At 48.9% G+C, this 14,747-nt stretch carries 13 protein-coding genes; all 13 read right to left on the reverse strand.

Annotated elements, in window-relative coordinates:
- Nucleotides 1-202 precede the first annotated feature (202 nt).
- Entirely contained in the window at nt 203-1,000 is a 798-nt protein-coding gene (gene minD, locus E0698_RS21355; RefSeq protein WP_013311596.1) for a septum site-determining protein MinD, read from the reverse strand.
- 3 nt (nt 1,001-1,003) lie between these two features.
- On the reverse strand, nt 1,004-1,666 hold the full coding sequence (gene minC, locus E0698_RS21360; RefSeq protein ID WP_134913039.1) for a septum site-determining protein MinC: 663 nt from the start codon (nt 1,664-1,666) through the stop codon (nt 1,004-1,006).
- Between the two features lie 82 nt (nt 1,667-1,748).
- Entirely contained in the window at nt 1,749-2,279 is a 531-nt protein-coding gene (gene mreD / locus E0698_RS21365; protein WP_134913038.1) for a rod shape-determining protein MreD, read from the reverse strand.
- Nucleotides 2,279-3,106: a rod shape-determining protein MreC gene (gene mreC, locus E0698_RS21370; protein ID WP_327204664.1), complete on the reverse strand. Its 828-nt coding sequence runs from the start codon at nt 3,104-3,106 to the stop codon at nt 2,279-2,281. Before mreC ends, mreD begins: the two co-directional genes overlap by 1 nt.
- 49 nt (nt 3,107-3,155) lie before the next feature.
- Nucleotides 3,156-4,190, reverse strand: a complete 1,035-nt coding sequence (locus E0698_RS21375; protein ID WP_134913037.1) for a rod shape-determining protein — start codon at nt 4,188-4,190, stop codon at nt 3,156-3,158.
- A gap of 106 nt (nt 4,191-4,296) precedes the next feature.
- On the reverse strand, nt 4,297-4,989 hold the full coding sequence (radC, locus tag E0698_RS21380; protein ID WP_192512850.1) for a RadC family protein: 693 nt from the start codon (nt 4,987-4,989) through the stop codon (nt 4,297-4,299).
- A gap of 13 nt (nt 4,990-5,002) precedes the next feature.
- Nucleotides 5,003-5,611, reverse strand: coding sequence for a Maf family protein (locus E0698_RS21385; RefSeq protein ID WP_192512851.1), 609 nt, complete (start codon nt 5,609-5,611; stop codon nt 5,003-5,005).
- Nucleotides 5,612-5,633: 22 nt separating this feature from the next.
- On the reverse strand, nt 5,634-5,876 hold the full coding sequence (locus tag E0698_RS21390) for a DUF4321 domain-containing protein (protein ID WP_044645689.1): 243 nt from the start codon (nt 5,874-5,876) through the stop codon (nt 5,634-5,636).
- Between the two features lie 121 nt (nt 5,877-5,997).
- A complete protein-coding gene (locus tag E0698_RS21395; RefSeq protein WP_192512852.1) occupies nt 5,998-7,266 on the reverse strand; it encodes an SPOR domain-containing protein in 1,269 nt (422 codons plus the stop codon).
- A 167-nt stretch (nt 7,267-7,433) separates the two neighbouring features.
- Entirely contained in the window at nt 7,434-8,813 is a 1,380-nt protein-coding gene (murC, locus tag E0698_RS21400) for a UDP-N-acetylmuramate--L-alanine ligase (protein ID WP_134914574.1), read from the reverse strand.
- Between the two features lie 6 nt (nt 8,814-8,819).
- Nucleotides 8,820-10,196, reverse strand: coding sequence for a bifunctional folylpolyglutamate synthase/dihydrofolate synthase (locus E0698_RS21405; RefSeq protein ID WP_149094812.1), 1,377 nt, complete (start codon nt 10,194-10,196; stop codon nt 8,820-8,822).
- A gap of 36 nt (nt 10,197-10,232) precedes the next feature.
- The gene (locus E0698_RS21410; protein WP_192512853.1) at nt 10,233-12,899 is read right to left on the reverse strand and encodes a valine--tRNA ligase; all 2,667 of its coding nucleotides are present in this window, start codon (nt 12,897-12,899) and stop codon (nt 10,233-10,235) included.
- Nucleotides 12,900-13,307: 408 nt separating this feature from the next.
- Nucleotides 13,308-14,630, reverse strand: coding sequence for a LysM peptidoglycan-binding domain-containing protein (locus E0698_RS21415; RefSeq protein WP_192512854.1), 1,323 nt, complete (start codon nt 14,628-14,630; stop codon nt 13,308-13,310).
- Between the last annotated feature and the right edge of the window lie 117 nt (nt 14,631-14,747).

Here is a 14,747-nt window from a genome sequence, read left to right on the forward strand (position 1 = left end):
ATTCTCTTACTTAAAAACAGTTTAGGAATTTGCGCAGGCAGTAGCGAAGCGGGTGATTTGAATCTGAAGAAATGAAGCGTTCGCCTTTGCCATGGGATTCTTACCACTAAATGTTTTACAAATAAAAGAATCCCGTGGCAACAGCGATCGTAAGATCAAATTACACGCGGAGCCGTCTACCAGCCATAACTCACTGTTTTCTTCATCCACCCATACCAAAAAATTTCTTAAACCGTGTCATCACGCTTTTCTTTTGATCCAGTTGCATGAGTGGTACTGTATCACCCAGAATCCGTCTAGCAATGTTACGGTAGGCAATCGCTGCCTGTGAATCCGGATTCATGACGGTAGGCTCTCCTGTATTGGCTGCCTTGATTACCATTTCATCGTCCGGCACAATCCCGATAAGGTCTATGCTAAGCACTTGTAAAATGCCGTCAATATCCAGCATATCCCCGGATTTGACCATGCTGTTGCGGATACGATTAACCACCAGTTTTGGTGAAATCACATGCGAGCTTTCCAGCAATCCGATAACCCGGTCAGCATCGCGCACAGCAGCATTTTCCGGTGTCGTTACGACAATCGCCTGATCCGCTCCAGCAATAGCATTTTTGAAGCCCTGCTCAATACCCGCAGGACAATCAATCAATATATATTCAAAATCCTTTTTAAGCTCCAAAATAATATCCTTAACCTGCTCCGGCGTTACGGCACTCTTGTCCTTGGTTTGAGCAGCAGGCAGCATATACAGCTCCTCAAAGCGCTTATCCTTGACCAAAGCCTGATTTAAACGGCAACGACCTTCCGCTACATCGACCAGATCATAGATAATCCGGTTTTCCAAACCCATAACAACATCCAGATTACGCAAGCCTATATCCGTATCCACTAAGCACACCTTTTTGCCGAGCAGTGCCAGCGCTGTTCCTATATTGGCTGACGTCGTCGTTTTGCCGACGCCGCCTTTTCCTGAAGTGACGACGATAGCCTCTCCCATGTGCTACACCCCTTTGAACACGTTAAAATCGCGGCCCAGACGCACAATATTACTCATTTTATCTATTTGCATGGCGCCGTCCTTGAGATACGCAAATTCCATTCCGGATTCACGCGTCTCCCATTCATCGGGCGGACGACTGATCATTTCGGAAATTCGCAGCTGTGTTGGTGCAAAATAGGAGGCCGCGATAATTGCCTCGCCATTTCCCTCCATCCCCGCATGCGCCATACCCCGCAGGGCACCAAGCACGTAGATATCACCAGTACACGTTATAATCCCACCGGGGTTCACATCTCCCAAAAAGAGTAAATTCCCGTTATGATGAAGCACCTGGCCTGAACGGATAATCCCTGTCACGGTGTGAATGGGAGCTTTTCCCTGCACCTCCGAAGGCAGTCCGGGCGATTCGACGGACCGTATGAGCAGATTCCCCTTCTGTCTCAAAATATCCAGAATACTTTCCTTTTGTTCCTCCGTCACTTCCCGGCTTCCCAGCTTAATATCCACATGAATAATCGGTCCGGTTAAAATATTTTGATGACTGTGCTCCAGCTTGAAACGCAGCTCGCCCAGCAAATCCTCAAACTCACATTGATCGTCCAGAAGGAATACCAGGCCGTCTTTGATGCCTTTAATCGTGACATGATTCGATTTCACCGCCATTAGCCTGTCCCTCCTATCTCAATCATTTCGTCCCCGGAACGTGAAATCCCTGCTAACCCGGACAAAATGTGTGTAAAAAGACCTAGACTTTCTCTTCCTTTTTCACACGAATACCCAAACGCTGCAATTGCTTGCGAACGGGGACGTAAATGATGAGGGCGAACAGAAAATGGATAAATAAATCAGGGATCATATATTGAGCCAACGCCCAGTCGAAAGTCTGATGGTTCAACTGGAACAGATGATCAATGGCAAAAAGCATCGAATCCAGCAGAAAACTGCCGATCAGCACAGCTCCCATCATAATAGGCATCGGCGCACGTCGAGCTGTAAATACCAGCCCCAGCAAATAAGCCGACAATCCCATTGCAAAAGAGTAAGGTCCGATAATAAACCCGTAATACACAACGTCATGAATAAGTCCAAGAACAATTCCCAGTACCAATGCCGTATGGCGACTATAATACACGGATACAAACAAAATGACGACATACACGAGATTCGGAACCATTCTTGGATGCCAACTATCCGGAAGAAGCCACGGAAGAATCGTTCCTTCAGCTATAAACAGTACAAACAGCAGCAGTATTAAAACCTGACCGCGTATCTTCATTATTCCGGTACCTCAGGAGTGTAAAGAACGAGCAATTCTTTCCAATCCACGAAGCTGGCTGCGGGTTTGATAATCGCTGTACGTGTTTGTCCGAACTCGCCAACCTGGATTTTTTCCACCGTACCGATCAACAGATTTTTACGGAACTTCCCGCCTGCTCCAGACGTAATGATCTGATCACCTTTTGCGATTGGATCATTTTCCTCAATGCGAGTCATTTGAAATCTGTTCGTAGCCGGATCATAGCTTTCAATCATACCGAACGAATTATTTTCCTTGCCCAGTGCTGTCGCTGCGATAGCATAAGAATTTGGATTTTTAGGGTCTAATGTAGTCAATAGCGTAACCGTAGAAGTGAAGTTCGCTGTGCGACTAATAACCCCCACAAACCCTTCAAGTGATCTGACTTCCTGACCAACCTTGGCCCCGTCCTTTTCACCAATATCAATGACAAGCGTTTTGGAATCATTACTGACGCTATTTACCTGTGCAATACGATAATCATATTGATTTTTGGACTTTTGCGTTTGGGTGAATTTCAGTTCTTGCTCAAGTCTGGCGTTTGTCTCTTTCAAGTTAGAAGTCTGAATCTGCTCAGCGGTTAACTGCGCTACGGCAATTTTCAACCGTTCATTTTCACTATAAATGCTCCGCATATTCCCGATATCTTCAAAGAAGCCCGCTATTGCTGAAGCGGGCCTGTAGAAGATACCTTGCACAAAGCCAATTGAATCTCTGGCGAACTTTTCCGGCCAGGTTAAGGAATTTCTCTGTCCAAGTGTGATCCCCATAAGGGCAATAAACAGAACGATTCCGATCAATAGAATAAATAGTCTTTTATTGCCGAACAGCTTAAACAGTTCCTACACCCCCGATTCAACGTCTGGAACGGACGGCGGAACTGCTGCGCGATTTGAACAAATGAATATTTTCCAGCGCTCTGCCTGTACCGATTGCCACGCAATCCAGAGGATTTTCCGCTACGATAACCGGCATCCCGGTTTCAGCCGCCAACAACTTGTCCAAGTTGCGCAAAAGTGCTCCGCCACCAGTCAATACGATACCTCTGTCCATAATGTCCGCCGCCAGCTCGGGAGGGCATTTTTCCAGTGTTACTTTGACTGCTTCCACAATTGCATTCACTGTATCAGACAACGCTTCACTGATTTCATCCGAAGTAATCGTAATCGTCTTCGGCAAACCTGTTACCAGATCACGTCCACGAATTTCCGACGTCTCCACTTGTTCCAGCGGCATTGCGGACCCGACTTCCATTTTCAACTGTTCTGAAGTCCGCTCACCAATCATCAGATTATATTGACGCTTCACGTATTGGATGATGGACTCGTCCATTTCATCACCAGCCACACGCACGGAACGGCTCGTCACAATCCCGCCCAGAGAAATAACCGCTACCTCGGTTGTACCTCCGCCGATATCGACAACCATACTACCCGTTGGCTCCCATACGGGAAGATCAGCGCCGATTGCAGCTGCAAAGGGCTCCTCAATCGTGTACGCTTCCCGCGCGCCCGCTTGCTTTGTTGCATCTTCAACAGCACGCTGCTCCACCGCAGTAATACCTGAAGGCACACAGACCATCACGTTCGGATGACGTGGAAACCAAGAACGTTGAGCTTGCGCCTGACGGATAAAATATTTGATCATCGTTGCAGTCGTGTCAAAATCCGCAATAACGCCATCCTTCATCGGACGGATCGCACGGATATTTCCCGGTGTGCGACCGATCATTTTTTTTGCAGATTCACCAACAGCTTCAATGGTTTTTGTGTCTGTACGTAATGCGACTACAGAAGGTTCACGAACCACAATCCCTTTTCCTCTTACGTATACCAGCGTGTTTGCCGTCCCCAAGTCAATTCCTAAATCTTTTGTAAAGCCACCCAGCATGATGTTAATCTCCTTTTCTCTTCCCTGAAATCTGTTATCCATGTATAAACGGTTTATTCAGGCCGGCCTAGCCGGTCGGATTTAAATGTTTGATTTAAATAGTATATTATATCAGACCTTGTTCCTTCAAACTTACGAAGGTTCCGTCCCCGATCACGATATGATCGAGCACGTCGATGCCCACGATGTTGCCCGCTTCCATCAGGCGACGGGTCAACTGGACATCCTCCGGGCTTGGCTTCGGATCACCGCTCGGATGGTTATGAGCGCAAATAATCGAAGCACTGCTGCATTTGATCGCTGCCCGAAATACTTCACGAGGATGTACGATGGCGGAATTCAGGCTGCCCATGGATAGCGTTTCCTGGGCAATGACATGATTTTTAGTATTCAGGAACAGGCATACAAAATGCTCCTTCTGCAAATAACGAAGCTGCTCAAACAGCAAATCTGCCACGTCCCGTGGACAACTGATCACCGGGGTCTCCAAATGGCGTGACAATGCCAACCGTCGCCCCAGTTCGATACCCGCTTTGAGCTGTATCGCCTTGGCATTGCCAATGCCTTTAATCTGGGTCAATTCGGTCATACTCATATCCACCAGTTGGCGCAAGTTCCCCGCCTGCTGCAAAATACGCTGCGCTAAATGCACCGATGACTCATTTTGTGTTCCCGTACGCAGCAATATTGCAAGCAACTCCGCGTTGCTTAAAGCTTCCGCCCCATATGTCATCATGCGCTCTCTTGGTCGTTCTTCATGAGGGAGGTCGCGAAGCATCAGTGTTGGCGACTCTAACATATGTTTATCCCCTTTAAGGTTGCAGCACGCTCACTCCGAATTCGGACAACATGTCCGACAGCAGGGAAAGCGGCAATCCTACGACGTTAAAATAACAACCCTGAATAGATTCCACCAGCGTAGCACCCAAACCCTGAATGCCGTACGCTCCCGCTTTGTCAGACGGTTCGCCCGTATTCGCATATGCCACAATTTGCTCATGGCTCAAAGGCTTCATCGTAACCTCCGTTTGGCGGTGTCTGACAAGCGTTTTGCCGGTTACGGTATGTATGCAGGCCACCCCGGTGAATACACGGTGGGTTCTTCCCTGCAATGCTGTCAGCATGCGAACCGCGTCCGCATGGTCGGCAGGCTTACCCAGTACCAAACCATCCAGCACGACTATGGTATCACTGCCAATTACCAATCCATCTTCTTCGGACTGGCTGGCAATGTTCACGACCGCTTCGGCTTTGCGTACCGCAAGGGCCTCCACAATTTGCTGAGGCGTCCAGCTCTCAGGCGTGCTTTCATCCGCATGACTCGGCATCACGTCAAAGGGCAGTCTAAGAAATGAAAGCAATTCCTTCCTTCTCGGTGAAGTCGATGCCAGAATAATGCGGGGCGTAATTTTCCCGTCCATAAGGGAAGCTCCTTTTCATCAGTTAGAGCCTGCGGTACAGCCAGAACGCGGCGATGATGCCGATCAGACTAAGCAGGCTCAATTCAAAATTTATCGTTATGTTGTAGCTGATAATATCCAGATCCGCTCTCGGCGACCAGGATATCGTAGTGGGGTGGGTCAGAAAGGAAAGGAATTTGATCGATTGAAGAGCTTTGGCAATCCATGCACCCAAGAGCCAACCGAGCAACAAAAACAGTATAAGCATTCCTACATTTTTTTTCATCCTGATCTTCCCTCGCCATTTTTTGACACCTTCATTATTATACGGTGATTTCAACCGCAATACAAACAGAAATCCGGCATGGGGAACTATTTCCAGTTCCTTGCCGGAAAACATTGAGAATCTATTGTTTTATGAATTGTATAAATTCCTTCTCATGTAAAACATATTCCATCATCGAAGACTGAATTTCCCAAATGTGCTCCTTGGCTGTGTTCTTGTTATATTCTCCAAGTGCCGAGACTGCACTGTTCATCGCCTTTTCCAGCATGGATACGGAAGCAGCCGCTTCCTTCGGCAGGCCGGAGGGAAGCGCAGCGATATTTTGCGTCCACTGCTGGTGCAGATCGTTCAGTTCCTTCATTTCGGCGGCATTCGCCTTACCTGATCCGCCTGCTTCAAGCAAGGATGAGGAAAGCCCGCTCAGCTTGCCGACCAATGTGCTGCTTAGCTGAAAAAAGGTAGTGAGCTTTTCGCCTTCGCCCCCATAAGCTGCTTTTTCGAATCCAGGTAGTTGAAGCTCACGGACATACAACTCGACTCCTTGTGTTTTCAGTTGATTGCTGAGCAACTTGGCCTGTTCCCTGTCCGGCGATATCCCTGCATAGACTCGGTTCTGATCCTCTGTGTCCCCACCAGCGGCAATGCCTGCCTTCAACAGCTCTTCCTTTGCTTGCAAAGCCCGTTCAGGGGTACTGAATACTCCGTATTGCAGCAGGTAATAGGTTTGGGAAGGGACCTGAGCCGCTACAACTGTGACAGGAGCAGAATTCTCTTTTACAGATGGTGTGTCTGTACTAACAGATTCTTTAAAGACCGGAATAGCCTCCTCTGTTGACGGAACTGATCCCGGGACAGCTCCACCTCCGTTAAAAAGCAGCAACATGATATATCCAAACATTCCCCCGGTCATCAACGCACTGGCTACTGAGCCAATCAGCTTCCATCTGGAGGGATGGGGCGGGCGCTTTCGGTACTCTTGACTGGAACGATGAGTTTCTTCTTCATCCTCTTCCGTACCATCTGGCAGAAAATCCGTATCTGACCAGGAAGCTGCTGACCGCCCAAACGGATCATCCCATCCTTCCTGCACGATGGGAGCGGGAGCAAAACGTCGCCTCGTGCCAGGTCTATTCACGCCCGGTGGCTCGTTAATTTCTGAAATTCGTTCAGTCTCGCTGTTTGCACCTATGCCGCTAATTCTTTCTGTTCTTTCATGCTGGTTAGCAGCTTGAGGATGTTTCTCGCTTTCATACCGTTCCGCTTTTTTATTTGTTTCACGCTGCTGGCTAGTTATCGGCCCGGTTTTGTACGGAAGCACCTGTAGCCTTTCCTCTCGGCTTGCCTCCGACGTCTGTTGATCGAACCGGAATGTCATCTTTGCCTTGTTCACGGATGCACTCCCTCCTTGTCCCATACTTCCTCATAGTCTGTTGTATGAGTCAGGAAGTGAAAATATGCCCCGGGCACTACAAAAAAGGGTATCCCGAGGACACGTTTCGTGTTCGGGATACCCTTGAATGGTTGTATTTCATAGGCATAACGCCTTATAGATACTTATTAGACTTGCCGTTCGCGCAGAAGGCGTGCCAGTGTGTCGCCCACTCTCCAGATATCTCCCGCGCCCATTGTCAGCACAAGATCACCCGGCTGAAGGCGATCCTTCAACTCGTCGATGACAGCTTCCTTGGTTGGCAGATAAATGGCATTCGCGTTGCTGTTCTGGACAATTAAATCCACGAGCTTGGAAGAATGCACACCTTCAATTTGTTTTTCTCCCGCCGGAGAATAAATGTCGGTAATAATGACTTCATTCGCCTCGCTGAAAGCACGACTAAACGCATCCAGCAGGAAAAAAGTACGGCTGTAGCGTTGCGGCTGGAACACGGCAATAATACGCTTTCCAGTCACTGTAGCTGCACTAATCGTAGCCTCAATCTCTGTTGGATGATGGGCATAATCATCAATAACAAGAATGTCATTGCTTTCGCCAAGCACCTGAAAACGACGCTTTGCTCCGTGAAACTCCACAATAGCCGCAGCAATTTGCTCAAATGGGATACCTGCTTCCAAGCAAGAAATCACACTAGCCATAGCGTTGTACAGATTATGTTTACCCGGTACAGACAATTCGATGGTTCCAAGCGCCGTCCCTTTGCGGTTCATGGTAAAGCTTAATCGACGGTCACCCAACTGGATATCCGTTGCCGTATAATCTGCTTCATGCTCGACTCCATAGGTAATGACTCGAGTCTGAATCTGAGGCAGCATTTCCCGTACGTTCTGATCATCAGCACATACGATAGCCGCGCCATCCGGCCGGATTTGACTCAAGAACTGTACATAGGCACTTTTCAGACGATTAAAGTCGCCATCATAGTTTTCCAAATGGTCGGCTTCAATGTTGGTCACGATACCTTGCCAAGGATGATATTGCAGGAAAGAACCATCGCTCTCATCCGCCTCGGCAACGACAAACTCGCTTTTGCCTGCTTTGGCATTCGTCCCCAAATTCGTGATTTCGCCGCCAATAATGTATGTTGGATCGACATTACATCTCTCCATGACCAGAGCGATCATCGAGGAGGTTGTCGTTTTCCCATGTGCTCCCGCAACAGCTACTCCCTTACGCTCGTTAAGCAACCTTGCGAGCATCTGGGAACGATGCAGGGTCGGAATATTCAATTCCTCTGCTGCCACCCGCTCCACATTGTCACGGGACAGTGCCGTCGAATAAACGACGATGTCCGCCCCTGTAACGTGCTCAGGCGTGTGCCCGAGGTATATTTTTGCGCCTTTCGCCGCCAGTTTTTCTGTCAGCTCCTGTGATGCCACATCTGAGCCTGTCACGGTATATCCCATCTCCAGCATGACCCGAGCAATCGCGCTCATCCCGTAACCGCCGATACCGATAAAATGAACATGTTCCGAAGTAATCAACAAATTTCACCAACCTTTTTCCGAATCGGTTTGATACATAAGGGTAGCCCGTACATCCGCAATGAGATACAGTGTTCCGGACACCACCCCCAGATCTTCCGCTTCCGTATGTGACTGAAGCAAGCGAAGAGCCTTTTTCCAATCACCTTCTACAATAATTTTCAAATCCGTTTTGGCATAGGACGGCCGCAGCTTCTCCACGAGATGAGCCAGTTCAGCGGCATTCATTTTGCGGCGAAAATCGGGCTCGGTCAGGATAAGCGTATCCACTAGTGGCAGTATATGCTGCAAGTATGCTTCATGATGCTTGTTTGACAGCATACCCATCATTAAAACCATTTTTCGGTACGAATACAGTTGGGGAAGACTCTTTGCCAGCGTCTGCGCCCCTTCTGGATTATGAGCACCGTCAATAACAATTCGCGGCGAACTGCTGACCTGTTCCAGACGACCTGCCCAGGCCGCTTCTCTAAAGCCCTCCAGTAGTTCAGCGTCATCCAGCACAAAAGCCATATACTGACGAAGCACCTCAAGTGTCATCAGAGCTCCTGCCGCATTAGCACATTGATGCTCGCCTAACAACGTGATGCCGATTTCCATGTGTCGGAAAGGTCCCGCAAACGAAAAAGTCTGTCCTGTTTCGTCCCCATTCAGCCGTTCATACGTAAACTGTTCTCCTGCCAGATACAAGGTAGCTCCCTGCTTTGCCGCCGTTTCCCGTATAACCTGAATAGCCTCTGGCTGAGATACACAGCTAACAACAGGTACGCCTGGCTTGATAATTCCAGCCTTTTCGCCTGCGATCTGTTCGAGTGTATCCCCTAAAATATCCGTATGGTCATAGCCTACATTCGTAATGACCGAGACGATAGGGCTCACGATATTAGTTACATCCATCCTTCCCCCGAGGCCCGTCTCCCATACCACAACATCTGGAAAAGCCACCGTTGCATAATATAAAATAGCCAACGCTGTCGATACCTCGAACATCGTGGGTGATCCCAAATCACTGGCCGCGATTTCCTTGACCAACGGATACAAACGATTGGCAAGCAAGACCAGTGTATCATCGGGAATATCTGTCCCGTTGAATTGGAATCGGTTCGTAAACCGGGTGATATACGGAGACGTAAAGGTTCCCACATCATAACCGCATTTCAGCAGGACAGAGGTCAAGAAAGCACAGGTCGAGCCCTTGCCGTTGGTTCCCGCAATATGCACAAATTTAAGATGCCGTTGCGGATCACCCAACATGTTCATTAACTGCTCAATCCGTTCCAGTCCGGGTCTGATTCCGAACGGAATCAGACCGTTAATCCATTCCACTGCTTCATCATAGCTTTGTAAAGGAGCCGCTCCCCCGCCCCTGATCGTATCTGACATCCTCTTCACCTTCAGGTCATTTTATAGTTAGTGGAATTATCCCTTGAGTTCTTCAATCCGTGCGATAACTTTGGCGCGCTTATCCGAATAATCGGCTTGCTTGGCCTTCTCTTCCTCGATGACTTTGGCTGGTGCCTTCGCCACGAAGCCTTGGTTGGACAGCTTTTTCTCCACGCGCTCCACTTCACCGTTCAAATGCTGAAGCTCTTTTTCGAGTCTGCTAATTTCCTGGGCAATATCAAGCAGCCCGGCTAACGGCAGGTATAGCTCTGCTCCGCTGACTACAGAAGTCATGGCTTTATCTGGAACAGATAACTCCAATCCCGCGTCAAATTCAGACGTATTACAGAATCGACGTACATATTCCCCATTGCGGCTAATGATATCGAGAACGGCTTGATCGCCGGGTTTTACGAGCAATTCGATCTTTTTACTCATCGGCACGTTCACTTCAGCCCGGATATTCCGCACAGCGCGAATCACGTCGATCAGCAAATTCATTTCAGCTACCGCATCCTTGTCCTCGAAAGCCGGATCATAGACAGGCCAAGCGGCCAGTGTAATCGTTTCGCCTTCATGCGGAAGATGCTGCCATATTTCCTCGGAGATAAACGGCATGAACGGATGAATCATGCGCAGTGTCCGGTCCAGCACATACGCCAGTACGGACTGTGTTTTCTTTTTCGCCTCTGCGTTTTCACCATACAGGGAAAGCTTCGCAAACTCGATGTACCAGTCGCACAAGTCATCCCAAATAAAGTTATACAGAAGGCGGCCTGTCTCGCCAAATTCATAAGCATCTATTAGACGCGTGATATCGCGTGAAGTTTCGTTCAAACGGTGTAGGATCCAGCGGTCAACTGTGCTCAAGTCACCAGTAATGTCGATATCCGTCGCAGTAACCCCTTCCAGATTCATCAGCGCAAAGCGTGACGCATTCCAGATTTTATTGGCAAAGTTACGTGCCTGCTCTACCCGTTCCCAACGGAAACGAAGGTCCTGTCCAGGCGTGCTGCCTGTAGAAACCATATAACGCATGGCGTCCGTACCGTATTTGTCGATTACGTCGAGCGGATCTACACCATTGCCGAGGGATTTGGACATTTTCTTTCCATCCGCATCACGAACCAGTCCGTGCATCAACACATCCTTGAACGGAATTTCCTCTGTGAACTCCAGGGCTGTAAAAATCATCCGCGACACCCAGAAATAAATAATGTCATAGCCTGTAACCAAGACATTGGTCGGGTAGTAGCGTTTGAGATCCTCAGTCTGCTCAGGCCAGCCCAGTGTCGAAAACGGCCACAAGCCAGAGCTGAACCATGTATCCAGCACGTCCTCATCCTGTTTCAGCTTTCTGCCAGCATATTCAGGCAAGGTTGTAGGGTCCTCCACCGATACAATAACTTCTCCGGTTTCTTCATCGTACCAGGCAGGAATACGATGTCCCCACCACAATTGACGGGAAATACACCAGTCACGCACATTTTCAATCCAGTGCAGATAAGTACGCTCAAAGCGATCCGGGACAAAGTTTACGCCATTGCCAGCCTTCTGCACTTCAATCGCTTTGGCTGCCAGAGGCTTCATTTCCACGAACCATTGTGTAGACAGATAAGGCTCTACAACCGCACCTGTACGTTCGCTGTGGCCCACCTGATGCACATGCTCCTCGATACGGATCAGGACGCCCTGCTCTTTCAGATCAGCGACGATTTGCTTGCGGCAATCACTGCGGTCAAGGCCCTGATATTTGCCTGCTTCGGCATTCATCGTACCTGTTTCATCCATAACAGTAATCTGTGGCAACTGGTGACGTTGGCCCATTTCAAAGTCATTCGGATCGTGAGCAGGTGTAATTTTAACCGCACCGCTACCGAAGTCTTTTTCTACGTAGTCGTCCGCAATAACCGGAATTTCTCGTCCGATAATCGGAAGTACAAGTGTTTTGCCGATCATATGCTTGTAACGTTCATCCTCAGGATGTACGGCTACTGCTGTATCGCCCAGCATGGTTTCAGGACGCGTGGTGGCTACAGTGATAAACCCGCTGCCATCTTGAAGCGGATATTGCAGGTGATACAGATTGCCGTTTACCTCTTTGTATTCCACTTCAATATCTGACAAAGCCGTACGTGCAGCAGGATCCCAGTTAATGATGCGTTTACCGCGATAAATCAGGCCCTTCTTGTACAGCTTGACGAATACTTCGCGAACAGCTTGAGACAATCCGTCATCCAGCGTAAAACGTTCACGTGAATAATCGAGGGAGAAGCCCATTTTTTCCCATTGATTATGGATATTGTCCAGGTATAGATCCTTCCATTCCCAAACCTTCTCCAAAAATTTCTCGCGTCCCAGATCGTAGCGCGTCAAGCCTTCCTCACGCAGCTTCTGCTCTACCTTCGTCTGGGTGGCAATGCCCGCATGGTCTGCTCCTGGCAGCCACAATGCGTCATAGCCCTGCATCCGCTTGGTGCGAATAATAATGTCCTGCAAAGTAAAATCAAGAGCATGTCCAATGTGCAGCATGCCTGTAACATTCGGCGGTGGAATAACGATCGTAAAAGGTTCTGCCTCTGGAAGTCGCCCAGCGCGGAAATACCCTTTCTCCATCCACGTTTTGTACCATTTTTTCTCTGTCGATTTTGGATCGTACGTTGTCGGCATTTCCAAGGTTGTCTTGTTGTCTTGTTCTGACATATCAGGATACCTCCATGATTTTTCAATTGGCAAATAAAAAAAGCCCTTCATCCTCAAAGGACGAAAGGCTGTTCTCTCGCGGTACCACCTTTGTTTCACCCCTAGTGTATGTATCCACTGATCCATTACACATGGTGTGACACTTATGCAGATAACGGCTGCGGACCGGCCTTATTCTACCGTGAACCTCGTACCTTCCGTTGGGATTAAATGAGGGACCGTTCGAACAGACGACTCCCGGGTGACTTCGGCCAGTAGCTTCCTGCGGAACCTCACAGCGCTGCAATTCCACTCTCTGAAGGGCTTGCTGCCTACTCTTCCCGATCTCAGTCTTTCAATAGCTATACCACATCATACATTTCCCATTGACTATAGTCAACACCCGTTGCTCATTTTCCAATGACCGGGTTAAGGGATGTACAATACCTGCCCTTCTTCCACATGTTGCTCTGCCAGCCTGTTATACAATTGAAGCTCCCGTATGCTGAGTTGGTAGCGGTCAGCGATGGTTTCCAGCGTATCTTCACGCTGCACGATGCATAGTCGGACCTTGCGGAAAGACGTTTCATCCTGTGTATGGAAAAAAAGGTTTTTCCACTTGGCATCCTCACGCTCTTCTTCGGCCTCCTGCGCCTGGCCCTGCGGTTCTTGCTCCAGTTGCTGCTGGTATTCCGCTTCCTTCACCGAACGACTGGATTGGAGCAAAGATGAGTAGACCACCTGGTCCGGCTCGTCTGCTTTTTCGTCCTTTTTGCTGTTCAACGCCACGCGCATCTCCGGCTTATCGTCGGCAACAGTATCATGGAACGCACCGTCCACCTGCTCTAATGTCTCAGGTCTAAAATCATTCACCTGACCTGCTTCAAGCTGCGGCTCCAAATAGATCTCCGACTCCGTAGCATGATGCGGTTCAGCAAGCAAAGGATCATAGACCACATCGGGAGCGGTGGAGGATATTTTCGGGTCACTTCCCGTCCATGCTTCCTCTTGCTGAAATCCCCATACTTCCGGTGTCTCATGCTCATGCTTTACCCCGGAAGTGCTATCTTCAACAGCTTTACTCGCCCAAGGCTCATAGATCCGGTTCGGGTCTACAGGAGGCTCATAACCTTGCTGTTCCGATGATGACTTCTGTTCCCCATACTCCTGTGACGGCTGTTCCCAGGAAGCGTACTCCTGCTGAGCCGGTACCCTGTATGAAGATTCAGACTCCGTCGTGTGATTGAATACAGAATCCTGGGTGGCATAAGTTTCTTCCTGACGCTGCTCTCCATTCGTGGAAAAGGGTTGAGCGGGATGTTCAGGTGCGTGCACCACCGTAAATTCCTCATCCAGCCAAACCGCTGTCTCCTCCGCATGGGAGCTTTCCACCCCGTGCAGGGAGAGAACACCAGTAATATTCAGACTACGTAATGACAGCAGGTCCACATCAAAATTCTCAATCTCAACAGAGATGTCTTCCAACCTTCCTACCCGATTCAGTGGAATCGTAATTTCCACAGGGATCAAATGATGAAGCTCGTTCGTTACCTGTTCAGGTGTGCGGTACACGCCCTCCAGCAGCAAATGCCCTCGCAAAGCGGCATGGTCGCCGTGGGTTACAACCTGAATGCGTGGCAGAAGCTCAATTTCCTCCAACTCAGCAATCCCGGCAGCTTCCTCCGTCAAATGAATGCGTTCATAAATATCAAAACGCAAGCCTTGCGGCTGATCATTCTGTTGTTTGTTCAAGGATGGCATCCTCCTTTGGGCAGCCTCCGCACATCCTCTGACTCCTGTCAGGCGCACGGAAACTCCATATTGCAAACCGTTTCTAGGTTCAAGTATATGCGCCAAAATAGAAGGCAT

The sequence above is a fragment of the Paenibacillus sp. 23TSA30-6 genome (assembly GCF_014858585.1).
Taxonomy (GTDB): domain Bacteria; phylum Bacillota; class Bacilli; order Paenibacillales; family Paenibacillaceae; genus Paenibacillus.

What these genes read in the sequence shown, in the direction of transcription:
- minD (WP_013311596.1), bottom strand. Translation starts at nt 1,000, where the DNA reads ATGGGAGAGGCTATCGTCGTCACTTCAGGAAAAGGCGGCGTCGGCAAA.
- minC (WP_134913039.1), bottom strand. Translation starts at nt 1,666, where the DNA reads ATGGCGGTGAAATCGAATCATGTCACGATTAAAGGCATCAAAGACGGC.
- mreD (WP_134913038.1), bottom strand. Translation starts at nt 2,279, where the DNA reads ATGAAGATACGCGGTCAGGTTTTAATACTGCTGCTGTTTGTACTGTTT.
- E0698_RS21375 (WP_134913037.1), bottom strand. Translation starts at nt 4,190, where the DNA reads ATGCTGGGTGGCTTTACAAAAGATTTAGGAATTGACTTGGGGACGGCA.
- radC (WP_192512850.1), bottom strand. Translation starts at nt 4,989, where the DNA reads ATGTTAGAGTCGCCAACACTGATGCTTCGCGACCTCCCTCATGAAGAA.
- E0698_RS21385 (WP_192512851.1), bottom strand. Translation starts at nt 5,611, where the DNA reads ATGGACGGGAAAATTACGCCCCGCATTATTCTGGCATCGACTTCACCG.
- E0698_RS21390 (WP_044645689.1), bottom strand. Translation starts at nt 5,876, where the DNA reads ATGAAAAAAAATGTAGGAATGCTTATACTGTTTTTGTTGCTCGGTTGG.
- E0698_RS21405 (WP_149094812.1), bottom strand. Translation starts at nt 10,196, where the DNA reads ATGTCAGATACGATCAGGGGCGGGGGAGCGGCTCCTTTACAAAGCTAT.
- E0698_RS21410 (WP_192512853.1), bottom strand. Translation starts at nt 12,899, where the DNA reads ATGTCAGAACAAGACAACAAGACAACCTTGGAAATGCCGACAACGTAC.